General features: G+C 72.8%; 23 protein-coding genes. 6 read left to right on the forward strand and 17 right to left on the reverse strand.

What is annotated here, in order from left to right; translation table 11 throughout:
- Positions 1–45: 45 nt before the first annotated feature.
- The gene (locus tag KJK29_RS07950; protein ID WP_215118004.1) at positions 46–969 is read right to left on the reverse strand and encodes an LLM class F420-dependent oxidoreductase; all 924 of its coding nucleotides are present in this window, start codon (positions 967–969) and stop codon (positions 46–48) included.
- A 238-nt stretch (positions 970–1,207) separates the two neighbouring features.
- On the opposite strand from KJK29_RS07950, the gene KJK29_RS07955 reads away from it, so the two are divergent.
- Complete coding sequence (locus tag KJK29_RS07955) at positions 1,208–1,390, forward strand: hypothetical protein (RefSeq protein WP_215118005.1); 183 nt, start codon at positions 1,208–1,210, stop codon at positions 1,388–1,390.
- Between the two features lie 117 nt (positions 1,391–1,507).
- Here KJK29_RS07955 and KJK29_RS07960 read toward each other — a convergent pair whose 3' ends face one another.
- The 4 genes from KJK29_RS07960 to KJK29_RS07975 all read right to left on the reverse strand — a co-directional run bounded on the left by KJK29_RS07960 (position 1,508) and on the right by KJK29_RS07975 (position 4,174).
- Positions 1,508–1,978, reverse strand: coding sequence for a DUF6099 family protein (locus KJK29_RS07960; protein ID WP_215118006.1), 471 nt, complete (start codon positions 1,976–1,978; stop codon positions 1,508–1,510).
- A 173-nt stretch (positions 1,979–2,151) separates the two neighbouring features.
- Positions 2,152–2,481: a nucleotide pyrophosphohydrolase gene (locus KJK29_RS07965; RefSeq protein ID WP_215118007.1), complete on the reverse strand. Its 330-nt coding sequence runs from the start codon at positions 2,479–2,481 to the stop codon at positions 2,152–2,154.
- The gene (locus KJK29_RS07970; RefSeq protein WP_215118008.1) at positions 2,474–3,649 is read right to left on the reverse strand and encodes an AAA family ATPase; all 1,176 of its coding nucleotides are present in this window, start codon (positions 3,647–3,649) and stop codon (positions 2,474–2,476) included. The genes KJK29_RS07965 and KJK29_RS07970 overlap by 8 nt, the downstream gene beginning before the upstream one ends.
- 129 nt (positions 3,650–3,778) lie before the next feature.
- Positions 3,779–4,174 carry a cell division protein SepF gene (locus tag KJK29_RS07975; protein WP_031134653.1) on the reverse strand — a complete coding sequence of 132 codons (396 nt, stop codon included), beginning with the start codon at positions 4,172–4,174 and terminating at the stop codon, positions 3,779–3,781.
- Positions 4,175–4,368: 194 nt separating this feature from the next.
- Between KJK29_RS07975 and KJK29_RS07980 the strand changes: the two genes are divergently transcribed.
- The gene (locus KJK29_RS07980; RefSeq protein ID WP_215118009.1) at positions 4,369–8,427 is read left to right on the forward strand and encodes a bifunctional nitrate reductase/sulfite reductase flavoprotein subunit alpha; all 4,059 of its coding nucleotides are present in this window, start codon (positions 4,369–4,371) and stop codon (positions 8,425–8,427) included.
- A 30-nt stretch (positions 8,428–8,457) separates the two neighbouring features.
- Here the strand turns inward: KJK29_RS07980 and KJK29_RS07985 are convergent, their stop codons facing one another.
- Positions 8,458–8,973, reverse strand: coding sequence for a YceI family protein (locus KJK29_RS07985; protein ID WP_215118010.1), 516 nt, complete (start codon positions 8,971–8,973; stop codon positions 8,458–8,460).
- Positions 8,974–9,103: 130 nt separating this feature from the next.
- Here KJK29_RS07985 and KJK29_RS07990 point away from each other — a divergent pair, with 130 nt between their 5' ends.
- From KJK29_RS07990 to KJK29_RS08005, 4 genes are all read left to right on the forward strand, one after another.
- On the forward strand, positions 9,104–9,607 hold the full coding sequence (locus KJK29_RS07990; protein ID WP_215118011.1) for a MarR family winged helix-turn-helix transcriptional regulator: 504 nt from the start codon (positions 9,104–9,106) through the stop codon (positions 9,605–9,607).
- Between the two features lie 200 nt (positions 9,608–9,807).
- Entirely contained in the window at positions 9,808–11,142 is a 1,335-nt protein-coding gene (locus KJK29_RS07995) for a hemolysin family protein (RefSeq protein ID WP_215118012.1), read from the forward strand.
- Positions 11,139–12,161 carry a hemolysin family protein gene (locus KJK29_RS08000; protein ID WP_215118013.1) on the forward strand — a complete coding sequence of 341 codons (1,023 nt, stop codon included), beginning with the start codon at positions 11,139–11,141 and terminating at the stop codon, positions 12,159–12,161. The genes KJK29_RS07995 and KJK29_RS08000 overlap by 4 nt, the downstream gene beginning before the upstream one ends.
- A 446-nt stretch (positions 12,162–12,607) precedes the next feature.
- Positions 12,608–12,835: a hypothetical protein gene (locus KJK29_RS08005; protein ID WP_184589531.1), complete on the forward strand. Its 228-nt coding sequence runs from the start codon at positions 12,608–12,610 to the stop codon at positions 12,833–12,835.
- Positions 12,836–13,175: 340 nt separating this feature from the next.
- On the opposite strand, the gene KJK29_RS08010 is transcribed toward KJK29_RS08005, so the two are convergent.
- The 11 genes from KJK29_RS08010 to KJK29_RS08060 all read right to left on the reverse strand — a co-directional run bounded on the left by KJK29_RS08010 (position 13,176) and on the right by KJK29_RS08060 (position 25,697).
- Positions 13,176–14,324, reverse strand: a complete 1,149-nt coding sequence (locus KJK29_RS08010) for an acyltransferase family protein (RefSeq protein ID WP_215118014.1) — start codon at positions 14,322–14,324, stop codon at positions 13,176–13,178.
- 141 nt (positions 14,325–14,465) lie between these two features.
- Positions 14,466–16,040, reverse strand: coding sequence for an ABC transporter ATP-binding protein (locus KJK29_RS08015; protein WP_215118015.1), 1,575 nt, complete (start codon positions 16,038–16,040; stop codon positions 14,466–14,468).
- Positions 16,037–16,831, reverse strand: a complete 795-nt coding sequence (locus KJK29_RS08020; protein WP_215118016.1) for an ABC transporter permease — start codon at positions 16,829–16,831, stop codon at positions 16,037–16,039. The genes KJK29_RS08015 and KJK29_RS08020 overlap by 4 nt, the downstream gene beginning before the upstream one ends.
- A complete protein-coding gene (locus tag KJK29_RS08025; protein WP_251058082.1) occupies positions 16,828–17,772 on the reverse strand; it encodes an ABC transporter permease in 945 nt (314 codons plus the stop codon). The genes KJK29_RS08020 and KJK29_RS08025 overlap by 4 nt, the downstream gene beginning before the upstream one ends.
- 80 nt (positions 17,773–17,852) lie before the next feature.
- On the reverse strand, positions 17,853–19,421 hold the full coding sequence (locus KJK29_RS08030) for an ABC transporter substrate-binding protein (protein ID WP_215118018.1): 1,569 nt from the start codon (positions 19,419–19,421) through the stop codon (positions 17,853–17,855).
- A 24-nt stretch (positions 19,422–19,445) separates the two neighbouring features.
- A complete protein-coding gene (locus tag KJK29_RS08035) occupies positions 19,446–20,252 on the reverse strand; it encodes a class I SAM-dependent DNA methyltransferase (protein WP_215118019.1) in 807 nt (268 codons plus the stop codon).
- Positions 20,249–21,472: an MFS transporter gene (locus KJK29_RS08040; RefSeq protein WP_215118020.1), complete on the reverse strand. Its 1,224-nt coding sequence runs from the start codon at positions 21,470–21,472 to the stop codon at positions 20,249–20,251. The genes KJK29_RS08035 and KJK29_RS08040 overlap by 4 nt, the downstream gene beginning before the upstream one ends.
- Positions 21,456–22,508 (reverse strand): dipeptide epimerase, encoded by a 1,053-nt coding sequence (locus KJK29_RS08045; RefSeq protein ID WP_215118021.1) that lies wholly within the window; start codon positions 22,506–22,508, stop codon positions 21,456–21,458. The genes KJK29_RS08040 and KJK29_RS08045 overlap by 17 nt, the downstream gene beginning before the upstream one ends.
- Complete coding sequence (locus tag KJK29_RS08050; protein WP_215118022.1) at positions 22,505–23,593, reverse strand: PLP-dependent cysteine synthase family protein; 1,089 nt, start codon at positions 23,591–23,593, stop codon at positions 22,505–22,507. Before KJK29_RS08050 ends, KJK29_RS08045 begins: the two co-directional genes overlap by 4 nt.
- The gene (locus KJK29_RS08055) at positions 23,590–24,444 is read right to left on the reverse strand and encodes a Rossmann-like domain-containing protein (RefSeq protein ID WP_215118023.1); all 855 of its coding nucleotides are present in this window, start codon (positions 24,442–24,444) and stop codon (positions 23,590–23,592) included. The genes KJK29_RS08050 and KJK29_RS08055 overlap by 4 nt, the downstream gene beginning before the upstream one ends.
- On the reverse strand, positions 24,441–25,697 hold the full coding sequence (locus KJK29_RS08060; RefSeq protein WP_215118024.1) for an ATP-grasp domain-containing protein: 1,257 nt from the start codon (positions 25,695–25,697) through the stop codon (positions 24,441–24,443). Before KJK29_RS08060 ends, KJK29_RS08055 begins: the two co-directional genes overlap by 4 nt.
- Positions 25,698–25,825 lie beyond the last annotated feature (128 nt).

Raw genomic sequence — 25,825 nt, forward strand, 5'->3', positions numbered from 1 at the left:
TCCGCCGGACGGCCGACGTGCCGGGCCGGGCAGTGCCCGCCGGTTCTACGACAGCTGCGACTGCACCTGCGAGGAGATCAGCTCCAGGTGGTCGAGGTCGTACAGGTCGAGGATCTGGAGGTAGATCCGCTGGGCGCCGATCTCGGCGTAGCGGCCGATCTTGTCGACGACCTCGGACGGGGAACCGGCCAGGCCGTTGAGCTTCAGCTCGTCGGCCTCGCGGCCGATCGCGGCGGCCCGGCGGGCGATCTCCGCCTCGTCCCGGCCGACGCAGACGACGAGGGCGTTGGAGTAGGTCAGGTCGTCGCCGTCCCGGCCGGCCTCCTCGGCGGCGGCACGCACCCGGCCGAACTGGCGCGCGCTGTCCTCGAGGGAGGCGAAGGGGATGTTGAACTCGTCGGCGTACTTCGCGGCCAGCCGCGGGGTGCGGGTGGCGCCGTGGCCGCCGACGAGCACGGGGATCTTCCGCTGCGCGGGCTTGGGCAGCGCGGGAGAGTCCGTGAGGTCGTAATGGGTGCCGTGGAAGTCGAAGGTCTTGCCGGGCTCCGTCGCCCAGAGGCCGGTGACGATCTCCAGCTGCTCCTCGAGGCGGGAGAACTTCTCCTTGGGGAACGGGATGCCGTAGGCCTTGTGCTCCTCCTCGAACCAGCCGGCACCGAGGCCGAGCTCGACACGGCCGCCGGACATCTGGTCGACCTGCGCGACCTGGATGGCGAGCACGCCGGGCAGCCGGAAGGTGCCGGCGGTCATCAGGGTGCCGAGCCGGATGCGCTTGGTCTCACGGGCGAGTCCGGCCAGGGTCAGCCAGGCGTCGGTGGGGCCGGGGAGGCCGTCGCCGGAGCCCATGCGGAGGTAATGGTCGGAGCGGAAAAAGGCGTCGAATCCCAGGTCCTCGGTGGCCTTGGCGACGGCGAGCAGCGTGTCATAGGTGGCCCCCTGCTGGGGCTCGGTGAAGATGCGCAGATCCATACGTCCATCCTGCACGCCGGGGTGCGGGGCGACGCGGTCGGTCCCCGGTCCCCCGCGCGCCCCGGTCGGGTGAAATTACGTCCATACCGCGCGTGCCGCCTGACCCGGCCAGTGACCGGCCCCAGTGATGATCGTTGGCTCGGGCGGAGCCGGAGCCCCCGGCTTCCGCACCGGCCCGCGACCGCCGGGGCGTCACCCGCGTCGGCCTCCCCGGGGGCCATGGGCCGAGGAGGCCGTCATGTCCGAAGAGACCGTGCCGCAGCAGGGCGGGACCGGGCAGCCGAAAGGGCTGTTGCAGCAGATGGAGGAGCTGATGGCGGCGTTGAACGCGGACCTGTCGGCGTTGGACGCGGATCTTCAGGCGGCGGGGGATGCGGGCCGGGGGCCGGGCGAGGAGGGCGACCGGGGGCGTTCGGGCTGAGGACGTCGCCCTAGGGGCGCGGGGAACTGCGCGAACAACCCCCACCGGCCCGCACCCGGACGACAAGCCTGCCCGGGATCAACGCCGGGGCAGCCGCCAGGGCTACTGCGGCGGCGCCTAGCCCGCCTCCCGCTCCGGTACCACCTGCTCGCGGTCCGCGAGTCTGCGGAGCATTTCCAGGACGCGGTCGCGGGACTCGTCCGCCGCGTCGATGGCCTCCATGCACTGCCAGTACGTGCCCTCGTCGTCGGCGGCGCAGGCGAGGCCGACGAGGGCGATGCCGACCTCGCCGAGGAGGCCGCCGAGGAACATCAGGGTGTGGCGGGCGTCGCCCAACTCGGTGAGCTGGCCCGCCCGCAGCTCACCGGGGGCCAGTTCGGGCGGGTCGAGGACGCCGCAGCCCCGGCCCGCCAGCTCCGTCAATCCCAGTGCCTCGCCGCGTAGTTCGGGAGGTCCGGCGACCGCGAGGCGGCTGCCTATCGCCTGCGCGAGGGCCTGTGCCTGCCACACCTCGGCCAGGATCTCCCGCTGGTCCCCGCCGACGGCCAGGGACCGCCTGCTCGTCACGATGAGCCGCACAGCGTCCATGCGCTGCCCCCGTCTGTCCCGACGCGCTTTCGCGCGTACGCCTGCCCGAACTCCCTTGTTCACTACCCAGAGTGAAGGGGGCTGAGACGAAAAGCCAGAGGAAGACGGAAATCTGCGGACAACAATTCGGATTCGGGCCGCATTTTGATTACGCAGCGTACAAACGGACTTTGCTACTCCTGGATCGGGAACCTCCCTTCGTTCCGGTCGATCTTCGCGTTCAGCGCCGCCAGCGGGTCGATGCCGAGCACCTCGCAGAGCTGGAGCAGATACGCGAGCACGTCGGCGACCTCGTCGGTGACGCGGTGCGCGGAGTCGGGGTCGGTCATGACGCGGGCCGACTCCTCGGGGGTCAACCACTGGAAGATCTCGACCAGTTCGGAGGCCTCCACGCTGAGCGCGGCGACCAGGTTCTTGGGGGTGTGGTACTGCTGCCAGTTCCGCGCGGCCGCGAATTCGGCCAGGCGGCGCTGCAGTCCGGCCACGTCCAGGTGATCAGTCACGGTCCAGGTGTACCACCGTGACACCCTCCGTCCCGGCGGCCCACGAGGCGTCACTGACCGTGCCGACGAGGCGGATGTGCCCCCGGTCGCACATCCGGACCGCGAGGCGCAGCAGTTCCAGCCGCTGCCGTCCGTCCAGGCCCCGGTCGAGGCCGTCGGCGAGGACGGTGAGCGTCTGGAGCGCGGCGGGCACCTCGCCGGCCGGGTCGACCTCCAGCACGCCCGGTCCGGTGAGCAGGACCAGCGCGAGGGCCACGTAGCGCAGTTCGCCGTCGCCGAGGCGCCGCAGGTCCGTAAGGACGCCGTCGCCCCGGTCGAGGATCGCGCGGATCGTTCCCGTCGCCTCCTCCGCCTTGGCGAGGACGTCGGCGACCGGCCCGGCGCAGCCGGCGCGTACCGCCGCCACGAACAGCGCGTGCCGTCGTCCGCACTCGGCGCGGGTGCGGCCGAGGACGTCGGCCAGATTGCCGCAGCCTCCGAGCAGTCGGCCGGAGCCGGAGGGTACGGGGCCGCGCATCCGGGCGGGCTGGGGGTCGCAGGCGAAGACGGAGCGCAGGGCGACCACCATCTGCTCGGCGGCGGCCAGCACCCTGCGCTGGCCGGGTGTCGTGCCGGCCACGCGCAGCGGCAGCAGGGCCGTGCCGAGCCGGTCGTCCGGCAGTGGGCCGCGGGTGACCGGCGTCGGCCCGGCCGTGTGCCAGGCGGCCTGGACGGCGCGCTTGCCGGGGTCGCGCAGGGCCGTCTCCAGCAGGACCAGGCCGTCGGCCGTCAACCGCTCCCCCACGATCCGCAGTTCGGGCTCGGCCTGCACGGCCACGTCGAGCCGGACCGGGCCCGCGGGGCCGTCGGCCGTGCAGCCGATGCGGAAGCCGCGGCGGCGCTGCGCGTCGGGCCGGGCCCGCTCCGGGACACAGGCGACGGGGTCCGGGAACGCCTCGCCGAGCCCGGCGCCGCCGCCGAGCCGGGCCAGAGCCTCGTACGCCCGTAACGCGCTGGTCTTGCCGCAGCCGCTGGGGCCGGCGAGGAGGGTGAGCGGCCCGAGCGGGAAGGCGGCGCGGCGGTGGGTGGTGAAGGCGGCCAGGCGCAGCTCGGTGAGGCGGGGGCGGTCTGGATGCGCGAGAGCCGCGTGAGGTGCGGGGGCAATCGGGGATGCGGGGGGCTGGGTCATATCCGGACGGTAGGGCTCCGGCGACAGGACGAACCGTTCCGTCTCCGGGCCTTTCCTACGATCGAGCTACCGTCACACCGATCGAGCCGCCGTCACACCGATCGAGCCACCGCCACACCGGTCGAACCGTCACACCCCGGGCAGACCGGCCCCCTCCATCAGCCCCGTCACCTCGGTGCCGGCCGGCGTCAGCAGGAACACATTGCGGTCCACGCGGTGCATCCCGCTCGCCAGGCCGAAGACGACGCCCGTGCTGAAGTCGAGGACGCGCTTGGCGACCTCCGTCTCCGCACCGGTCAGGTCGAGCAGCACGGGCACCCCCGCCATCAGCCGCTCGGCGACGTCACGGGCGTCGGCGAAGACGTTCACCCGCAGGACGACGAAGCGGCGGCGCGTCTCCGTCTCCGCCTCGGGTATGGACCGGTGGCCGACGGAGGACGGCCAGGCGTCCCGGCCCCGCAGCGGCACGACCTGGGCGAGCCCCTCCCACTGTTCGTCGGTGACATCGTGGCTGTTCACCGGCATGCTCCGTCCTGGCTCGCACTGACTGTCTGCATCGGGCAATTCTTGCGCAGAGTCACCCGTTCGGCCCAACAGCGACACGCTCCGCGACCTCAATGCACCTCACAACGGCCAGAAGACGGCTGTGTGACGGGCGTAACTCCTCGTGATCAAGCAATGTCACACCTGCGTAACGGGGTCTTCGTACCGTCGACGGCATGACCACGACTCCCCGGCCGCAGCAGGAGACGAAGCAGGTGCGCACCGTCTGCTCGTACTGCGGTGTGGGCTGCGGCCTCGTCCTCGATGTCGGGGCGGGGCCGGACGGCCGGCGCAAGATCTTCAAGGCGTCCGGTGACAAGGCGCATCCCGCGAACGCGGGGCGGCTGTGCACCAAGGGCGCGACCACGGCCGACATGCTCGCCGCGCCCGGGCGGCTGACCGGCGCGCTGGTGCGGGGCGACCGGGGCGAGGAGCCGGTTCCGGCGCCGGTGTCCGACGCGATCGCCGAGACCGCGGCGCGGCTGCGGGCGATCGTCGACGAGCACGGGCCGGACGCGGTCGCCTTCTACGTCTCGGGGCAGATGAGCCTGGAGGCGCAGTATCTGGCCAACAAGCTGGCCAAGGGGTTCGTGCGGACGAACGGGATCGAGTCGAACTCACGGCTGTGCATGGCGAGCGCGGGCACGGGCTACAAGCTGTCGCTGGGGGCGGACGGGCCGCCCGGGTCGTACGAGGACTTCGATCAGGCGGATGCCTTTCTGGTCATCGGGTCGAACATGGCCGACTGCCATCCCATCCTGTTCCTGCGGATGATGGAGCGGGTCAAGGCGGGTGCCAAGCTGATCGTCGTCGATCCGCGGCGGACCGCGACCGCGGCGAAGGCCGATCTGTTCCTGCAGGTCAAGCCGGGGACCGACCTGGCGCTGCTGAACGGTCTGCTGCGGCTGCTGCACGAGGGCGGGCACACCGACCAGGAGTTCATGGCCGCGCACACCGAGGGCTGGGAGGCCCTGCCCGGGTTCCTCGCCGACTACGCCCCGGCCGCGGTCGCGGAGATCACCGGGATCGCCGAGGACGATCTGCGCACCGCCGCCCGGTTGATCGGCGCGGCGGGCAAGCGGTGGATGAGCTGCTGGACCATGGGGCTCAACCAGTCCACGCACGGCACCTGGAACACCAACGCCCTGGTCAATCTGCATCTGGCCACGGGGGCGATCTGCCGTCCGGGCGCCGGGCCGTTCTCCCTGACCGGTCAGCCGAACGCCATGGGCGGGCGCGAGATGGGCTACATGGGCCCGGGGCTGCCGGGGCAGCGGTCGGTGCTCGTGGACGAGGAGCGGGCGTTCGTCGAGGACGTGTGGGAGCTGCCGCCGGGGACCCTGCGCAAGGACGGCGTCGGCAAGGGCACCGTCGAGATGTTCCGGAAGATGGCCGACGGGGAGATCAAGGCCTGCTGGATCATCTGCACCAACCCCGTCGCCTCGGTATCCAACCGCCGTACGGTCATCGAGGGACTGGAGGCCGCCGAGTTCGTCGTCACGCAGGACGTGTTCACCGACACCGAGACGAACGCGTACGCCGACGTCGTCCTGCCGGGCGCGATGTGGACCGAGGCCGAGGGCGTCTTCGTCAACAGCGAGCGCACCCTCACGCTGACGCAGCCGGCCGCGGACCCGCCCGGGGAGGCGATGGCCGACTGGCGGATCATCGCGGAGGTGGCGTGCGCGATGGGGTACGAGAAGGGGTTCTCGTACGACAGCGCCGAGCAGGTCTTCGAGGAGATCCGGCGGTTCTGGAACCCGAAGACCGGGTGGGACCTGCGCGGGGTGTCCTACGAGCGGCTGCGCGAGACGCCCGTGCAGTGGCCGGCCGCGCGGGAGGACGGGCCGGACCGCAATCCCATCCGGTACGTCGGCGACGAGGGGCTGCGTTTTCCGACCGCCTCCGGGCGGGGCGTGTTCTTCGCGCGTCCGCATCTGCCCGCCGCCGAGATGCCGGACGACGACTATCCGTTCGTGCTCAACACCGGGCGGGTGCAGCACCAGTGGCACACGCTCACCAAGACCGGGAAGGTCGCGAAGCTCAACAAGCTGAACTCCGGGCCCTTCGTGGAGCTCCATCCGCTGGACGCGGCAGCGCAGGGTGTCGCGGAGGGCGATCTGGTCGAGGTCGCCTCGCGGCGCGGGCGGGCCGTGCTGCCGGCGGTGGTGACGGACCGGGTGCGGCCGGGGTGCTGTTTCGCGCCGTTCCACTGGAACGACCTGTTCGGCGAGTATCTGAGCATCAACGCGGTGACGAGCGACGCGGTGGATCCGCTGTCGTTCCAGCCCGAGTTCAAGGTGTGCGCGGTGTCGCTGGCGAAGGTGGCCGCGCCGATACCGGCACCGGCACCGCCCGCCGAGGCGCTCGTGCCGACGGAGGTGACCCCGGGCGCCGCCGACCCCTTCGGCCTGGAACCCTCCCCTCCGCCGGTCCTCTCCGCCCAGGAACGCCGCTACCTCACCGGTTTCCTCGCCGGGCTCCGCTCGGGCACCCTCGGCGGTGTCCCGGTGCTGCCGCCCGACGCGCCCTTCTCCCCCGAGCACGCCCTGTGGGTCAACGGGGTCCTCGCCGGCATGTACTCCAGGACCGCGACGCCGACGGCGACGCCCGCGCCGCAGGAGCCGGCCGGGCGCGAGATCGTCGTGCTGTGGGCCTCGCAGACCGGCAACGCCGAGGAGTTCGCCTCCGCCACCGCCGAGCGCCTGACCGCGACCGGGCATCGCGCGCGACTCGTCGGCATGGACGAGGCCGACGTCGGGGCGCTGGCCGGCACGTCCGACCTGCTCTTCATCACCAGCACCTTCGGGGACGGCGACGCGCCCGACAACGGCAGCGGCCTCTGGGACACGCTCGCCGACGCCGGAGCCCCGCGGCTGGACGGGGTGCGGTACGCCGTGCTCGCCTTCGGGGACTCCTCGTACGACGACTTCTGCGGGCACGGACGGCGGCTGGACGCGCGGCTCGACGAGCTGGGCGGGGTGCGGCTGGCCCCGCGTGCGGACTGCGAGCCGGACTACGAACCCTCCGCCGGGCAGTGGCTCGATGAAGTGCTCTCGGCGCTGGGCGGCACGGGCACGGCCCCGGCACCCGCCCCGGCCGAGAAGCCGAAATCCGCCTCCAAGCCCGCCGCCACGGCCCGGCTCGTCGGCAACGAGCTGCTCAGCCGGCCCGGTGCGGGCAAGGAGGTCCGCCGGTTCACCTTCGACACGAGCGGGACGGACCTGGCGTACGAGGCCGGGGACGCGCTCGGTGTGCGGCCGGTCAACGCGCCCGCCCTGGTGGACGAGTGGCTGGCGGTGACCGGCCTGGACGCGACCACGGCCGTGCAGGTCAAGGGCATCGGCGAGGTGCCGTTCGCCGAGGCCCTGCACCGGCACTTCGACATCACGAGGATCACGCCCGACCTGCTGCGCTTCGTCGCCGAACGCGCCCGGGACAAGCATGAGTTGCGCAGGCTCCTGCGGCCCGACAACAAGGACGGGCTGGCGAAGTGGAGCTGGGGCCGGCAGGCCGTGGACGTGGTCGCCGAGTACGCGGTGCGGGCGAGCGCCGAGGAGTGGGCGGGGGTGCTGCGGGGGCTTCAGCCGCGGCTGTACTCCATATCGTCGAGCCCGCTGGTGGACGCCCGGCGGGTGTCGCTGACGGTGTCCGTGGTGCGGTACGAGAATCTGCGCGGCCGGGCGCGCGGCGGGGTCTGCTCGCCGTTCCTCGCGGACGCCGAGGCGGACACGGAGGTGCCCGTGTTCGTGCAGCGCTCCCCGCACTTCCGGCCCCCGGGCGACGCCTCGACGCCGATGGTCATGGTCGGCCCGGGCACGGGGGTCGCGCCCTTCGTCGGTTTCCTCCAGGAGCGGCGGGCGCTCGGCCACCGGGCTCCCAACTGGCTGTTCTTCGGCGAGCAGCACCGCGCGACGGACTTCTACTACGAGGACGAGCTGACCGCGCTGCTCGACGAGGGCACCCTCAGCCGCCTGGACACGGCCTTCTCCCGCGACCAGCGCAACAAGGTGTACGTGCAGGACCGGATGCGCGAGCACGGGCCCGAGCTGTGGCACTGGCTGTGCGAGGGCGCCCGTTTCTACGTCTGCGGCGACGCCTCCCGCATGGCCAAGGACGTGGACCGGGCGCTCAGGGACATCGCGGCGACGCACGGCGGGCTGAGCGAGACGGAGGCCGCCGCGTATGTGAAGCAACTCGCGGCGGACAAGCGGTACGTGCGGGACGTGTACTGACCCGCGGGCCGACGCGGGGCCGGGGGCCCGTCAGTTCGCCGCCCGGACGAACCGGAGGGCCGCGGTGACCGTGGTCAGGCCGCGGATCATGCCCAGCTGGTTCCAGCCCAGGCCGAACTGCTCCCGGTCCACGCTGAACTCGGTGTCCAGGGTGAGCCCGGTGGCTCCCCCGTCCGTGAGACGGGCGGTGAGGGACAGCGGCCGGCTGATGCCGCGCACGGTGAGCTGACCGACCACGTGCACCTGGTCGCCGTCGCGGAGCTCGGCACTGCGGGCCGCGAAGGTGATCTCGGGGTGGTGGTCGGCGTCGAAGAAGTCGGCGGACCTCAGATGGGTGTCGCGCTTGGCGTTCCCGGTGTCGAGGGAGGCGACGTCGAAGGTCAGGGTGCCGACGGCGGAGCCGTCGGGCCGGACCTCGCCCGTGCCGCTCAACGCGCCGAAGCGGCCCTTCACGGTGACCAGGCCCCACATGGTCCTGTGCCGGATGCCGACGATCGAGGCAGTCGCGTCGAGCTGCCACAGTCCGGTTTCCACGGCGACGGTCATGATCCTTCTCCCACTCGTGTCGTCCACGCGTCGTCCAAATTTGGATGACTGCACTGACTGCACGCTAGCGGCTGGTCCAAATTTGAACAACCCCCTGCTCCAAATTTGGACGACAGGTAGGCTTGAACGCATGGCCGACCCCCAGGAGCACCCCGCCGACCTGCCCGGATGTCCGTCCGCCGGGGGCGGTGGGCTGCTGCCCGCCGAGTTGCGCGCCTGGATGCTGCTGCTCGCCGCGACGGGAGCGGTGGAGCAGCGGCTGGGGGCGGCCGTGAAGGAGAAGCTGGACATCTCGCACGACGAGTTCCTGATCCTGTGCCTGCTCGCCGAGCAGCCCGAGGGCGGGCTGCGCATGACGCGCGTCGCGGAGCTGCTGGGCCGCCCCAAGACCCGCCTCACCTACCAGATCGCCTGCCTCCAGCACGCCGGCCTCGTCACCCGCAGGTCGGTGTGCGGGGACAAGCGCGGTATCGAGGTCGCCCTGACGGACAAGGCCCGGGGCCTGCTGGCCGAGGTCTCCGGCGCGCTCGCCGAGACGGTCACGCGGTCCCTCGCCCGCTTCATGGGCCCGGACCAGCGTGCGGCGCTGTGCGGGCTGGTGCCGGATCTCGCGGAGGAGTCCCGCCCGGAGTGAGGGGCACCCGGAGCGGGGCGCTGCTCTCTACAGCGTCGTAGAATTCGGGAACACGGGCGCGACGACGGTCGTTGACCCGAGTAGCCACCACACATGAGGAGCGACTCCTTGTCCGCCAGATCGACGGACCCTCCGGGGCACAGTCCCCGACCATCCCGCCACGACATGAGTGATCGCGGCACACGGCGGGGTGGTGTTTCATGAGTGCCGCCGAGGCCCTGCTGGGCCTGCTCGCCGTGTTCGTGCTGACCGCCGGCACCGGCTACTTCGTCGCCCAGGAGTTCGCCTACGTCTCCGCCGACCGCCTCGCCCTCGCGCGTGCGGCCGAGGCCGGGGACCGCAAGGCCGCCCGGGCCCTGAAGGTGCTGGAGCGGCTGTCGTTCATGCTGTCCGGCGCGCAGCTCGGCATCACCGTCACCGGCCTGGTCGTCGGCTTCATCGCCGAGCCGTCGGTGTCCGCGCTGCTGCGGCCCGCCCTCGCCGGGCTCGGCCTGCCCGACGCGGCCGTCAGCGGTATCGCCGTCGTCCTCGCCTTCGTACTGGCCACGGTCGTACAGATGGTGCTGGGCGAGCTGGCCCCGAAGAACCTCGCGATCGCCGTGCCCGAGCGGCTGGCGAAGGCCCTGGCCCCGTCCACGCTGGCGTATCTGAAGGTCGTCGGCCCCGTCGTCCGCGTCTTCGACAACGCGGCGAACAAGCTGCTGCGCAAGGCCGGGATCGAGCCGGTCGAGGAACTGCACCACGGCGCCACGCTGGAGGAGCTGGGCCATCTGATCGGCGAGTCCCATGAGCAGGGCGCACTGCCGAAGGACACCGCCGCGCTGCTGGACCACGCGCTGGAGTTCTCCGAGCGCTCCCTCGACGAGGTGATGGTGCCGCGCGCCGACGCCGTCTTCGTCCGCAAGGACGCCGGCGCCGAGGAGGCGATCGGTCTGATCGCCGGGCACGGCCACTCCAACTACCCGGTCCTCGGCGACCACCCGGACGACATCGCGGGGGTGCTGGGCGTGCGCGAGCTGATGGCGCTGCCCGCCGCCCGCATCGCCCACGCGACGGCCGGTGAGCTGGCCCGGCGGCCCCTGCTGCTGCCGGACACGCTCGCGCTGCCCGACGCGGTGACGCGGATGCGGGAGCAGGACGACGAGTTCGCGGTCGTCCTCGACGAGCACGGCGGCGTGGCGGGCATCGTCACCTACGAGGACATCGCCGAGGAACTGGTCGGTGACATCGCGGACGAGTCCGACACCGTCACCGTGCTCGCCGTCGCGGACGGCGACGGCTGGCTGGTGGACGCCGGCCGCCGGCTGGACGAGGTGGCCGAGGCCACCGGCGTCCTGCTGCCGGAGGACGACGACTACGACACCGTGGCCGGTCTGGTCGTGGACCGGCTCGGCCGCTTCCCGACGGTCGGGGACAGCGTCACGGTCGAGCTGCCCGAGGGCGGCCGGGCCGTGATCGAGGTCCGCACGCTCGACCGGCATGTGGCCGACCGGGTGCGGATCAACCCGCTCGTGGAAGCCGAGGAGATGGCGTGAGTTTCCCCATGGCGGTCTTCGTGACCGTGCTGCTGCTGATCGGCAGCGGTTTCTTCGTGGCGGCCGAGTTCGCGCTGGTCGCCGCCAAACGGCACCGCATGGAGAAGGCGGCGGCCGAGGGGCGGCGCGGGGCCGGGGCGGCACTGGCCGGCATCCGCGAGCTGTCGCTGATGCTGGCCGGCGCGCAGCTCGGCATCACCGTGTGCACGCTGGGCCTGGGTTCGGTGTCCAAGCCGGCGATCTCGCACGAACTGGACCCGCTGCTGCACAAGCTGGGCCTGCCCAGCGCCGTGAGCTACGGCGTGGCCTTCGCCGTGGCGATGGTCGTGGTGGTGTTCCTGCACATGGTGGTCGGCGAGATGGCGCCCAAGTCCTGGGCGATCGCCCACCCGGAGCGTTCGGCGATGCTGCTCTCCCCGCCCTTCCGGGCCGTGGTGCGGGCCGTGCGCCCGCTGATCCGGCTGCTCAACGCGGTGAGCAACGCGCTGGTACGGCTGTGCAGGGTGGCCCCGCGCGACGAGCTGGCCTCGGTGCACGACCGGGAGCAGCTGACGCATCTGGTGGAGGAGTCGGAGCGGCTGGGCCTGATCAGCGCGACCGACTCGGAGCTGCTGACCCGCTCGCTGACCGAGCCGGAGACGCCGGTGGCGGCGCTGCGCATCCCGGCCGCCGAGATCACCTGGGCCGAGGGCGGCGCGGACGTCGACGCGCTGTTGCGTTTCGCCGCCGAGCACGACCGCACCCGGCTGCTCGTCCGGGAGAACGGCGTCGTCCTCGGCTCGGTCCACGCCCGTGACGCGCTGGTGGCCCGGGCCCGGGGGCGCGCGACGACCGCGCGGGAACTGGCCCGGCCGGTGCCCGAGCTGACGGAGGCCACCACGGTCGCGGACGCGATCGAGGTGCTGCGCCGCCGCCGGGCGTCCCTGGCCGTCGTCCGCGATCCCGCCGGGGGTCTCACCGGGCTGGTCACCCTGGACGACCTGCTGGCCCGTCTGATGCAGCCGGCCGCGGCGGCCTGACGGGGCGCGGCCTGACGGGGCGCGGCCTGACGGGGCGCGGCCTGACGGGGCGGGGCCTGGCGGGCGGGACCGAACATCCAGCACATCTGCACACCGCTCGCCAGGATGCCGTGGGGCGTCGCGCCCGGCGCCAAGTGCGTCCCACGGCTTGGGAATTTGGCGCCGAAGTGCCCGCTTCGGAATTCGGGGCGCAATACACGGGTGTGCCGCCGGGCGGCGGGGTGTGTGAAGGAGTGCGCGCAATTCGGTGGCCCCGTGGTCATGGCGGTGAAGGCGTTCGCCGAAATACGGGGTGCGGCGGCGGCATGCGGCTGGCCCTCCGCCCTGCGGAATGTTTTGATCCTGCGCACGGCGGCGCCGCGGATGCGCAATCCCGGTCCCCGGAATCCCGCGATCACCCGCGCCGCTCCGCCATGGCGCACATTCACGCGAAGGGAAACACCCCCATGAACCTCACCCCCCGGGTCGACATCGCCGAGCTCTCCGACGCGGACCTGGAGCAGGTCTCCGGCGGCAACGCGGGCGGCGCCGCCTCCGCGGGGCTCGCGGGCGGCCTCTCCGCCGGCCTGGTCGGGCCGCTGACCGCCGAGGTCTGCGGGAACCTGCAGGCTGCGCTGTCGACGGAGGGCGCCGCGGCGGGCGCGAACGCGGGCGTTCACACGACCTCGCTCTGAAAACCCCGCGCGAAGGGCCCCGGGAGGCTTCCCGGGGCCCTTCGCCGTGCCGTGCGACCCTGCCCGCCGTCGCAATGTTGAGGAATTCGCGAAGATCATGACGGAATTCTGGACACGACGGGGGCGGTCGACACGGCGAAGGGGGATGACGCAGACTTGCAGCGGCCCTCAGACCCCGGCTGTAAAGCGATAGGACCCAGCCCAGTGAAATCCGACTCGACCCGGACCGAAGAACTGCCCATCTACGAAAGCCTCGTGCGCGAACGCGGAGACGTCGTGGAGGAGGCCCGCGTGGTGGCCGAGGAGACGCAGCACCAGGTGACGCAGGCACTGAACGGCGTCACGCCGACGGGTCATGGCCCCGGTTCCTGAGTGAGAAACGCCACCGGGGGGCCGCGGCTCTGCCTCCCGGGCCGAAGGCCCACTCCATCCCCGGCTCCGTCACGCAGCGGAACAGACGCCGTACGGACGGCGTGCACAGCGCGGTCATGACCGCGGCGGCCACCAGCGTGGCGATGAGCGCACCGACGGGTCCCCGGACCCAGGCCGGTTCGTACCAGCCCCAGTACTTGGCGGCCTGCGCGACGAAGCCGTGCAGCAGATAGCCGCACAGCGTGCCCGCGCCCAGCACGGTGAACCACATCCGGCGACCCGGCACCCAGGCGAGGAAACAGGCGACCAGGACGACCGAGCAGCCGAAGGCTGCCAGCGTCATCAGGGGCCCGTACCAGAAGGGCGCGGCCAGGGCGCGGGCGCTGTCGGCGTGGAAGAACCAGGCGTAGTTCATCCGCGGAACCGCCCAGTACGCCACGGCGAGCGCGCCGACGGCGACCGGCACGGCGAGGACGCGCGCCTTGCGCCGCCGTACCAGCCGGAAGTGCTCCGGCCGCAGCAGCAGCCCGAAGACGAAGTACGGCAGGAACTGCAGCGTGCGTTGCAGGTCGAGGTCGTTGCCGATGGACGGCGAGAGCGTCGCCAGCATCGCGATGACGAAGGCCAGCGGCAGCGGCCACCGCACATGACGCCACAGCGGCGTGGTCAGCCGCCAGACGAACAGCGCCGCCAGGAACCAGGTCAGATACAGCGGATCCAGCAGGGTGATCGGCCGGTCGGGGTCCTGGCTGGTCCAGCGGGTGAACAGGGTGTACGCCGTCTCGAACACGACGTACGGGACGACGACGCCGGTGACCAGTCGCTTCAGCTTCCCCGGGCTCCCGTCGAAGGTGCGCGAGAAGTAGCCGGAGATGATGATGAACGCCGGCATGTGGAAGGCGTAGACGAGCATGTAGAGCGCGGTGACGGCCCTGCTGCCCTCCCGCAACGGCTCCCAGGCGTGCCCCACGGCCACCAGCACGATCGCCAGATACTTGGCGTTGTCGAAGAACGCGTCCCGCTGCCGGACCGGCCGGGCGGGTGCCTCCTGCTCTTTCGTCCGTGTCACCCGGACTTCTTCGGCCGCAGGTCGGGCCGTCGTCACCGTGTCACTCACGGGCCCTCCCCCAGCGACTCGAAGCGGCTGTGCCTCGTCTTGCCTGGAGTAAAGGTGTGGTGTCTGCGCAGAACATCGCCCGCACCTTAATCACAGGGCCGTGCCCTCGTTCAACTCGTAACGGGTGTGAATCGCTTCGGCTCATGCCCGGGTATACGTACCGAGACGGGCGTTCGTCTCCGCGAGGGCGGCGGTGAAAGGGTGCCGCGGCTCGGTCAGGACCCTTCGGGCCGGGCCCTGTTCGACGAGTTCGCCCGCGTCCAGTACGGCGAGGCGGTCGGCGAGCGCCGCCGTGTCCAGGTCGTGTGTGATGAGCACGAGGGCGAGGTCGTCGCGGTCGCGGACCAGTGCGGTGAGCAGGTCGAGGATGCCGCGGCGGGTGACGGTGTCCAGGCCGGAGGTGATCTCGTCGCACACCAGGACCCGGGGGCGGGCGAGGAGGGCGCGGGCGAGGGCGGCGCGCTGGAGTTCACCACCGGAGAGTTCGCCGGGGCGGCGGCGGACGAGGGGCTCCGGGAGCCCGAGGCTCGCGAGCGTGGTCAGGGCCTCGTCGACGGCCGCTTTCCCTTCCGTTCCGCGCAGCCGGACGGCGGTGCGGGCGACTTGGGCGAGGACGGGCCGGTGCTCGTCGAAGGCGGCCCGGGCGTCCTGGAAGACGTACTGCACGGCGGCCAGTTGGTCGCGGCTGCGCTGCCGCAGGCTGCGCGGCAGGGCGGTTCCGTCGAGCAGGATCTCGCCGTTGTGGTCCCGATGGAGTCCGGCCAGACAGCGGGCGAGGGTGGTCTTGCCGCTGCCCGAGCGGCCCACGACGGCGAGACATTCGCCGGGGTGCAGGGCGAGGTGGGGGGTGTGCAGGACGGGGGTGGTGCCGTTGCCGTGGCGGGCGGTGAGGTGGCTGATGCGGAGGACGGGGGGACGGGCGGGGGCGAGACCGTTCCGAGCCGAGTCGGCGCCGGCCTCGTCGGCGAGCGCCGGGACGTGTTCGGCGAGCAGACGGCGGGTCCAGTCGTGGCGGGGTGCGTGCCACAGGCGTTGCGCGGGGCCCGACTCGACGACCCGGCCGGCGCGCAGGACGAGGACCTCGTCGGCGAGCGCGCGGACCACGTCCAGGTCGTGGCTGAGCAGGACGACCGCGATGCCGCGGGCCGCGACCGCCGCCAGCTGGTCGACGATGCCGCGCTTGGTGAGCGCGTCCTGGCCGGTGGTGGGTTCGTCGGCGACGATGACGCGGGCGCCGAGGAGGAGGGCCTGGGCGAGGACGACGCGTTGCTGCTGGCCGCCGGAGAGCTGGTGGGGGTAGCGGCGCAACAGGGCTTCGGGGTCGGGAAGTTGGGCGGCGGCGAGGGCTTCGCGTACCCGGTCCCGAGCCGCCGTGCGGCGCTGGGCGCGGGGCAGATGGCGTACCTGAGCGCGGGCGATGTCGTCGAGCAGGGCGCTGACGCGGCGGGCCGGGTTGAGGACGGCGGCGGGGTGCTGGGGCACGTATCCGACCGGGCCGTCACCGCACCGGCGTACCTCTCCGGTGACCCGGGCGCCGGGCGGGTACTCCCCCAGCAGCGCGAGGCCGGTGGTGGTCTTGCCGCTCCCCGAGGCACCGACCAGGGCGGTCACCCGGCCGGGGAACACGCGCAGGTCCACCCCGTCGACGATGGCCCGGCCGGCGATCTCGACGCGCAGGTCACGGATCTCGGCGACCGGTTCGGTTGCGTGGCTCACGGGCGGCGTCCTTTCTTGTCCAGTGCGGCGTCGAAGAGGAGGTTGGTGCCCGTCGTCAGGGCGACGATCAGCAGGGCGGGCACGACCACGGCCCAGGGCTGGAGGAACAGGCCCGTGCGGTTGCGGTCGACCATGACCGCCCAGTCGGCGGCGTCCGGGGCGACGCCCACGCCGAGGAACGCGGCCGTCGACACCAGGTACAGCACGCCGGTCAGCCGGACACCGGCGTCGGCGGCCAGCGTGCGCAGGGCGGAGCGGCCGACGTAGCCGACGGCGACGCGCCACCACGACTCGCCCTGCATGCGCAGCGCCTCCACGGCGGGCCGGGCCGCCGCCTCGGCCGCAGCGGCCCGGACGATCCGGGCGGCGTCGGGCACGTTCACCAGCGCGACGAGCAGCGCGAGTCCGGCCGCGCCCGGCGAGAACACGGACGCCACCAGCAGGATCAGCAGCAGCGACGGTACGGCGAGCAGCACGTCCAGCGGCCGCATCAGCAGCTCCTCCAGCCACCGTGCGCGGGTGACCGCGGCGGCGAGTCCGACCGGCAGGGCGACGGCGTAGGCGAGGGCCGTCGCGGCGAGCGCGGTCAGCACGACCGTACGGCCGCCGTGCAGCACCTGCTGCCAGACGTCCCGGCCGACGAAGTCGGTGCCGAGCCAGTGCCCGTCGCCGAGGGTGAAGGAGACGGCGCGGGGGCCGGGCTCGCCGGCGAACAGGGGCCCAAGGAGGGCGAGAAACAGCGGGACCGCGACGACGGCGAGGCCGAGCAGCAGTCGGCGCGGGGCCCTCACGCCGCCACCCCCGCCCGTGGCGTCAGCCGGTACGCCACCAGGTCCGCGCCCAGGTTCAGTACGACGGTCAGGACGCCGAACACCACCGCCAGCCCCTGCACCACCGGCACGTCCCGCTCGGCGACGGCGTTGAGGAGGACGGTTCCGAGGCCGGGGATCACGAAGAGCGCCTCCACGACGATGACCCCGCACAGCAGCCAGTCGACGGTGCGGGCGAGTTGCTGGGCTGCCGGGGCCAGGGCGTTGGGCAGGGCATGGGCGTAGCGGACGCGGGCGCCGGGGACGCCATAGCGGCGGGCGTGGGCGGTGTAGGGCGAGGCGAGGGCGTCGACCATGCCGGCCCGGACCAGGCGGGACAGGGAGCAGACCGGGCGGGACAGCAGGACCAGCACCGGCAGGACGAGCACGGCCGGGTGGCCGAGCAGGTCCGTGCCGTAGCCCACGGCCGTCGGCGGCAGCCAGGCCAGCTTCAGTGCGACGACCGTCACCAGCAGCACCCCGAGGGCGAATTCGGGCACGGCGTAGACGGCGAGCGTCACGGAGCTGATCAGCCGGTCGATCAGCCGCCCCTCGTGGTGCGCGGCGAGCACGCCGAGCCCGAAGCCGAGCGGGACGAGCAGGGCGACGGTGAGCGCGGCGAGCAGCAGGCTCGGGCCGAAGCCGTCGGTGATGTAGTCGGCGACCGGGCGGCCGGAGGTCAGGGAGGTGCCGAAGTCGCCGTGCGACAGTCCGGCGGCCCAGCTCAGCAGCCGTTCGTGGGCAGGCTGGTCCAGGTCCATGGCCTCGCGGATCGCGGCGATGCGCGCCGGGTCCGGCTGGTCGCCGGCGAGGGCCACGGCGGCGTCGCCCGGGAGGGCCTCGGTGAGGGTGAAGACCAGAAGGACGACGGCCACGGTCTGTACCAAGCCGAGGGTGAGGCGCCGGGCGACGAAGGAACGGATGCCACCGGGCGCCGCGCTCGACGTACGGCTGCCGCGCCGTCGTGGCTGGTCGCGCAGTTCCCCGCGCCCCTTCAGGTCCGTCACGTCAGCCATACCTTGTCGAAGCGCGCCCAGTCGAGGGTGTTGGCCGGGGCCTTGGTCTCGACTCCCCTGACCTTGCGGGCCGTGCCCAGGATCCAGTCGGCGAAGCCCCAGACGAGGAAGCCGCCTTCGGCGTACAGGCGGCGTTGCATCCGCTCGTAGACGGCGGACCGCTCGGTCTTGTCGCGGGTGGACTGCGCCTGCTGGTAGAGGGCGTCGAAGTCCTTGTGCCGCCAGTGGGTGGCGTTGGTCGTGGAGTCGGTGAGCAGCCGCTGGGAGATGTGGGCCTCGATGGGCATGGCGCCGGAGCGGTAGCAGCACAGGGTGCCGCCGTCGAGGATATCGCTCCAGTAGGAGTCCTTGCTGCCCATCCGCACGTCGATCGTGACGCCCGCCTTGGCGGCCTGGTCGCGGAAGATGCCGGCGGCCTCGGTGAAACCGGCGGCGACGGCCGAGGTGTCCAGGGTGACCTTCAGCTTCTCGGCGCCGGCCTTCTTCAGCAGGGCGCGGGCGCGGTCGAGGTCCTGTTCGCGCTGGGGCAGACCGTCGGCGTAGTACTCGTAGCCCTTGCCGAACAGGTCGTTGCCGGTCTCGCCCGCGCCGGACAGGGCGCCGTCGACGAGTTCCTTCCGGTCGGCGATGAGGAAGAACGCCTCACGCACCCGACGGTCGTCGAAGGGCGGCCGGTCGGTCTTCATGCAGAACGCCTGCATGGCGCTGTTGCGCAGCCGGACGATCTCGATCTGCCCCCGGCCCTCGTGGGCGCGTGCGGTGGTGGGGTTGAGTTCGTGGGCGTATTCGACCTGGCCCGCGAGGAGGGCGTTGACGCGCGCGGACTCCTCGTTGGCGACGACGAATTCGAGCTCGTCGAGGTACGGGGCTCCGTCCCAGTGGTCCTCGTATCGGCGGAAGACGGCGGAGCGGCCGGGCGCGAAGGAGACGAAGCGGAAGGGGCCGGAGCCGATCGGCTTCTTGTCGAAGTCGCTCACGTGCTCGGGGACGATGTACGCGCCGAACGCGGCCAGCACGTTGGGGAATTCGGCCGTGGGGCGCTTGAGAACGAACTCGACCGACCGCTCGCCGGTGGCGCGGCTGGCGTCGAGGTCGATGGGTTCCAGGGATGCCTTGGCGCGGAACGCCTGCTTCGGGTCGGCGATCCGGCGGTAGCTGTGGAGGACGTCCTGGGCGGTGACCGGCCTGCCGTCGTGGAAGGTGGCCTCGCGCAGGGTGATCTGCCAGCGGTCGAGGGTCTTGTTCGGCTCCCACTTCGCGGCGAGGCGGGGGCTGGCGGAGAGGTCGGCGTCATAGTCGGCGAGCTTGTCGTAGAGGGCCTTGGCGCGGGCGACGTCGGCGAACAGGCTGGCCAGGTGCGGATCGAGAGTCTCGCTCGCGCCGCCGCCGGCGAAGGCGGCGCGCAGCCGACCACCGCGCTTCGGCGTGCCGCCGGTGCCGCTGCCCTTCTTGTCGTCCGTGCCGCCGCCGCAGCCGGTGAGGGCGAGGGCGGCGGCGCCGGTGGTGGCGGCGAGAAAGCCGCGTCGGCGCAGGCCGGGGAAGTGTTCGTCGTGCATGGCTGGTCCTTCGTGTCCTTCGGGTCAGGGGGTGGGGAGGCGCGCTACGACGTGCAGCCGGTCCCCGTCGGTGGTGGTGCCCGGCAACTCGCCGTGGTGCCAGCGGGGTTCGGTGCGCGGGCCGGGGCCGTCGTGCAGTTCGAGCACCTCGAAGCCGTGCGCGGTGAGGAAGCGCCGTAGCTCCTGCGGGAACAGCAGGCGCCAGGCGGAGTGCTGTGCGGCGGGCGGCGAGCCGTCGTCCGTGGTCCAGACGCGGGTACGGCGCAGGAGCTGGGCGGTGCGGTCGACGGTCAGCGTGGTGTGCGACCGGTAGGCCGTGCCCTGCCAGGCGAACTCGGCGACGGCCGGCCGGTCGAGCAGGTCGGTGCGGCCGAGGAAGTACGAGCCGTTGCGCATCTCGGCGACCAGCAGCCCGCCCGGTGCGAGAGCGTGGCGGCAGGAGGCGAGGAAGCCGTCGAGCTGGTCGTTGGTGTGGCAGTACAGCAGGGAGCTGTCCAGGCAGACGACCGCGTCGAAGGCGCCTTGGCCCAGGTCGAAGCCGTGCAGGTCGGCTCGGACGTAGGCGGGGCCGGGATGGTGGTCGCGGGCGTGGGCGAGCATCGCCTCGGAGAGGTCGGCGCCGGTCACGGTCCGGCCGGAGCGGTGCAGGGCGGCGGCGTCGCGGCCGGTGCCGCAGCCCAGGTCCAGGACGCGCGGCCCGGCTCCGTGGCGGCGCAGGGTGTCCTCCGTCCACCGGGCGGCCAGCCGCTCGGGGTCGGGGAAGCGGGCCTCGTACAGCTCCGGGTGGTCGGTGAGGAGGTTGCCGGGCGTGCCGCTGCGGGAGTCGCTCATGCCGTGCTCCGCTCACGCACCGGTTCCACGGGCTCCGGCAGCGCCCCGCGGCGGTACAGCCACGCGACCGCGCCCGCCGAGGCCAGCCCGAACAGGGCACAGGAGACCCACGGCAGCCAGGACTGCCCGCCCCGCTCGCCCGTGTCCATGGCCCAGCCGACGGCCGTGTTGCCGAGGGCGGCGGCGACGCCCGAGACGACGTAGAAGATCCCGAAGTAGGTGCCGGTCAGCTCGGGCCGGCCGAAGCGCGGGATCAGCTCCATCACGAACGGCTGCGCGATCATGATGCCGAGGTAGAGCAGCAGCGCGCCCGCCAGCACGGGCACGGCACCTGCCATGAGGGCCGGTGGCAGGAACGCGACGCCCATCACCGCGAGCCCGACGACTATCCAACGCGCCCTGTCGCCGGAGGACTTGAGGCGCTTGGTGATCCTGAGCTGAAGGGCCAGATTGGCGACCGTGCCGACGAGGAAGACGATGCCCGCCGCCCCGTCCCAGCCGGTCGCCTTCCTGGCGCCGTCGGGCAGCAGCAGATAGAGCTGGTTCTCCAGGGTGAACATGCCGACCATGGCGAGGGCGAAGGCAACGAAGGCCCGGTTGCCGAGCACCTCGCGCCAGTCCCCGAGGACCCCGCCGCCGCTCGGCTCGACCTTCCGCGCGGGAAGCACGAGGGCCTGCGCCACGGTGAGGACGGCGAAGATCCCGGCGGCGGTGAGCGCGGACGTGCGGAAGTCGACGAGGAGCAGGGCGCTGCCCAGCAGCGGGCCGATGAGCGCTCCGGTCGTGGCGAACACGTTGAACAGGGCGAACGCCTCCGCCTTGCGCTCCCCGGACTCCTGCGCGAGATACGCCCGCACGGCCGGGTTGAACAGCGCCCCCGCGAGCCCGCTCAGCACGGACGCGGCGAGCAGCACCGCCAGCCCGTCGCCGAGCGCGAACAGCGCGAACCCGAGGGTGCGCAGGGCACAGCCCGCGATGATCACGCCGCGTGCGCCGAGCCGGTCGGAGGCGGAGCCTCCGATGATGAACAGGCCCTGCTGGCTGAGGTTGCGGACCCCGAGGACGATGCCGACGACCGCCGCCGACATGCCGAGGTTCTCGGTGAGATGGGTGGCGAGGTAGGGGATGAGCAGATAGAAACCGGTGTTGACGCCGAGCTGGTTGACCAGCAGGAGCCGCACGGCGAGCGGGAAGCGGCGTATCTCATGCCACGTGCGCACGGGCCGCCACCTCCTCGACGCCCAGGCCGGCGAGGCCGCTGGCGCGGACGACGCCGTCGGTGCCGCCGATGCCGGTCCACGGGTCGTGGGCGAGCAGCAGATGCCCGTCGAGGTCGGCCCAGCGGGCCTGGTCGGCGAGGTGGACGGCGGGGGCGAGTCCGAGGGTGCTCGCGGTCAGGCAGCCGAGCATCAGGTCGGTGCCGCTGCCCTCGATCAACTCGGCGATGCGCAGGGCCGCGTGGACGCCGCCGCACTTGGCGAGCTTGACGTTGACGCCCTGGACGCGTCCGGCGAGACGGCGGACGTCCTCCAGGGTCACGGCATCCTCGTCGGCGATGACGGGCAGCGGCGCGCGCTGCGCGAGGGCGCCCAGGGCGTCCGGGTCGCCGGGCGGGACGGGCTGCTCGACGGCCTCCACACCGAGGTCGGCGAAGCGTGGCAGCAGGGCGTCCGCCTGTGCCACGGACCAGGCGCCGTTGGGGTCGAGGAGCAGCCGGGCACGGGGAGCGGCGTCGCGGATCACGCGCACGCGCTCGATGTCGTCCTCGGGGTCGGGTGCGCCCGCCTTGACCTTGATGACCTCGAAGCCGCTCGCGGCGAGCCGCCGGGCCTCGGCCGCCGCACGGGCGAGTGCAGTGATGCCGATGGTGCGGGCGGTCGCGGCGACGGGCGGGGCGGTGGTCCCGAGGAGGCGGTGCACGGGGACGCCCGCGCGCTTGCCCACCAGGTCGAGCAGCGCCGACTCGACGGCGGCGGTGACTGCGGGCGGTGTGTCACTCGCGGTCAGCTCCCCCGCCCGCAGGGCCTCCAGGGCGCTCTCCGGATCGGCGAAACGGCTCAGGTCCACGGCGGTGAGGAGCCGTACGAGGGTCTCGGTGCCGAGTCCGTAGTAGACGCTGGTGACGGCCTCGCCGTGGCCGCGCAGCCCGTCGTGTTCGACGGTGAGCCATACGGCGTCGCGTGCGGTCATGGTGGAACGGGAGATGCGCAGCGGCTCGGCGAGTTCGAGGCGTACGGTGCGCGGGCTGGACTTCACAAGGTCTCTTTCTTCAGGGCGGGGGCGGCGAGCGGATCGCTGACACGCGTGCAGCGGACCCAGCCGGCGGCCTCCGCCGCGTACGGGTGCGGTATCTCGACGGGCCGGGTGGCCGCGGCGTCCGGGTCGAGGCCGTGGGCGGCGGTGAAGTCGTCGTCGTAGACCGTGCCGAGGTAGCGGTGCGGGCCGTCGGGGAAGACGGTGGCGACGACCGCCCCGGGGTGGACGCGGGCGGCCCAGGCGGCGACCCGGGCGGCGGCTCCGGTGGACCAGCCGCCGCTGACGAAGGCGCCCCTCGCCAGTCGGCGGCAGCTGTCGACGGCCTCGGCGGGGCCGACCCAGTGGACCTCGTCGAAGGCGTCGTAGGCGACGTTGCGCGGGTGGATGCTGCTGCCGAGGCCGCGCATCAGGCGGGGCCTGGCGGGCTGGCCGAAGATGGTGGAGCCGGTGGCGTCGACGCCGATGAGCCGCAGGGCGGGCCAGTGGCGGCGCAGCGGGCCGATGATGCCCGCGCTGTGGCCGCCGGTGCCGACGCTGCACACCAGGATGTCCAGATGGTCCAGCTCGACGGCGATCTCGGCGGCCAGAGAGGCGTAACCGGCGGTGTTGTCGGGGTTGTTGTACTGGTCGGGCCAGTAGGCGCCGGGCAGTTCGGCCAGCAGTTCCCGCAGCCTCGCCAGGCGCGCTGCCTGCCAGCCGCCCCGCTCGGCCGGACGGTCGGCGATCTCCAGCCGCACCCCGTGGGAGCGCAGCAACTGACGCATGGACGGCTCCAGTTCCCGGTCGCCGACCAGCACGACGGGATGGCCGAGGGCCTGTCCGGCGAAGGCGAGCCCGATACCGAGGGTGCCGGAGGTGGACTCCACCACCGGGGCGCCGGGCAGCAGTTCGCCGCGCTCTCGGGCGCCCAGCAGCATCGACACGGCGGCCCGTGCCTTCATGCCGCCCGCGGCGAGCCCTTCGAGCTTGGCCCAGAACCCGGGGTGCGGGCCCGGCAGGTCGGCGGTGATGCGGGCCAGGGGCGTACGGCCGACCAGGGAGAGCAGTTCCCGTCGCGCGGCCGGGCGGAGCACGGTCGCGCTCATCGGGCGCCTCCCGGACAGGAGCCGTCGTAGCGGTGCAGGACACCGGGGCCGCCGTCGAGCCAGAAGAACGGGTACGGCTCCGCGCACACCGCGCTGACGCCGCCCTGCCCGAGGAAGCGCGGCAGTACGGCGCTGCCGGTCTGGGCGAACATCACCAGCTGCTTGCCGTGCGCCAGCGCGTGCCGCCGCAGCGGTTCGAAGGTGCCGTTGCCCAGGGTCATGCCGGAGACGAGCAGCGCGTCACAGCGCCCGGCCGCGGCGAGCGCGTCGGCGACGACCGGCTCGTCCCACTCGGTCGCGCCGCCCTTGAGGTCACACGGGACATAGCGCAGACCGCGTGAACGCAGCACCTCCAGAAGGGAGTTGACCACCCCCACGACCAGCACGGTGGCTCCGGGCGGCAGGTCGAGCAGGCCGACGACCGTCTGAGCCCGGGCCCGGGACTTCTCCAGCGACGAACCGGCGGGCAGCGGGACGGGGAGGGCCCCGTTCGCCGGGGTGTGCGGCAGGACGTGCATCAGATAGGCGTCGAGGGCCGCGACCCGCACCGCCTGAAGCGGATGTTCCAGCAGCCGGGCCACGTCCGCGCCCACACACTCCTCGACCGCGCTGTCGGGCAGCGCCCCGGGTTCGACCGCGCAGGAGCCGACCGCCTCGCCGAGGCGCAGGCTGAGCACCTCGTTGCGGTAGCCGGTGCCCCGCCCGGCGTGCCGGACGGCCTGCCGGGTGGTGAAGGCGACGGCGACGCGCAGCGTGCCCGGGTCGGGCCCGAGGGCCCCGGCGCGCACTCGGTCCACGAGGTCGTCGTAGGAGGTGTCGGTGTCGGTGTCGGTGTCGGTGAGGGCGGTCATCGGATCACCAGCCCCGTCCGCAACCCGTCCAGCAAGGTCTCGACGCGTGCGCGGGCGCCGGGTCCGTCGGGGTCGCCGGCCATGACGTGCCCCAGATACTCGTTGTTGCTGCCCGCCGCCTGCACCGCCCTGCCGGGTTCGGCGAGTTGGACCTCCAGCACACCGGGCAGGTCGCTCACGCCCTCGTCGTCCAGCGCTTCGAGGGTGCCCGAGGAGTCCGGGACCAGGAAGCCGATGGCCGCGCTGCGCAGCCCGGTGTCCGTGTGCCGCAGGTCGGGTGCGCGGCCGAGGGCGACGTCCACGAAGGCGGCGGCGAGGTCGATGCCGGTGACGTGCCGGACGAGCTCGGTGATGCGGTTCCCGGCGGGCCGGGGGTTGACCTCGACCACGCGCGGCCCGGCCGAGGTCAGTTTGATCTCCGTGTGCGCCACGACCCCGTCGGTCAGACCGAGGGCCTTGAGGGCGGCCAGGGCGGTGTGTTCGGCGGCCTCGGCGTCGGCCGGCGTCAGGTCGGCGGGGAACATGTGCCCGGTCTCGACGAAGGCGGGCGCCCCGCCGACGCTCTTGTCGGTCACGCCCACGACATGGACCGCGCCCGCGTACGACACCGTCTCGACGCTCACCTCGGGACCGTCCAGCAGCTCTTCGAGCAGCACCGCGGGCGTCCGCCGCTGTCCGCGCGCGTTGACCGGGAAGTCGGCCAGGGCCCGGCAGGCGGCGGCGAGCTGGGCCTCGTCGTCCACGCGGCGCACGTACATGCCCGCGCACAGGTCGACGGGCTTGACGACCAGCGGGTAGCCGATGTCCCGCGCGGCCCGTGCGAGGTCGGCCCACTCCTCCCGGACGGCGAAGCGCGGGCCCGGCACGCCCGCGTCGCCGAGGACGCGGCGGGTGGCGTCCTTGCGGCAGGCGTGGTGGACCGCCTCGGGGCCGGGCCCGGGCAGGCCGAGGCGCTCCGCGATCCGCGCCACGGCCGGCAGGTAGTAGTCGCAGGACGTGACGACCCCGTCGAAGCCGAGCACCCCGTGCAGCCGCTCGACCTCGGGCAGCAGCGCCTCGATGTCGTTGGTGTCGGCGGTGATGACATGACGGGCGCCGAGCAGCGGATGGGCCGTTCCCTCCGGGGCCGAGCGCAGATAGTGGTGCAGGTCACGAGTGAGGAACGTGAAGGCGTGCCCGTTCTCCCGGATCGCCCGCGGCAGCAGCCGGCTCATGGACCCGACCCAGCTCTCGACCACCAACAGATGAGCCACAACTCCCCCTTTCTTGCAGTGAGTCAGAGGCGTGCGGGCAGCCCGGCGAGCCCTCCGGGAGGAGGGTGCCGGGGGTTGCCCGCCCCAGACGTTATCGATAATCATTTTCATTGTCATCTGATCGGGCG

The sequence above is a fragment of the Streptomyces koelreuteriae genome, from assembly GCF_018604545.1.
GTDB classification, from domain to species: Bacteria; Actinomycetota; Actinomycetes; order Streptomycetales; family Streptomycetaceae; genus Streptomyces; species Streptomyces koelreuteriae.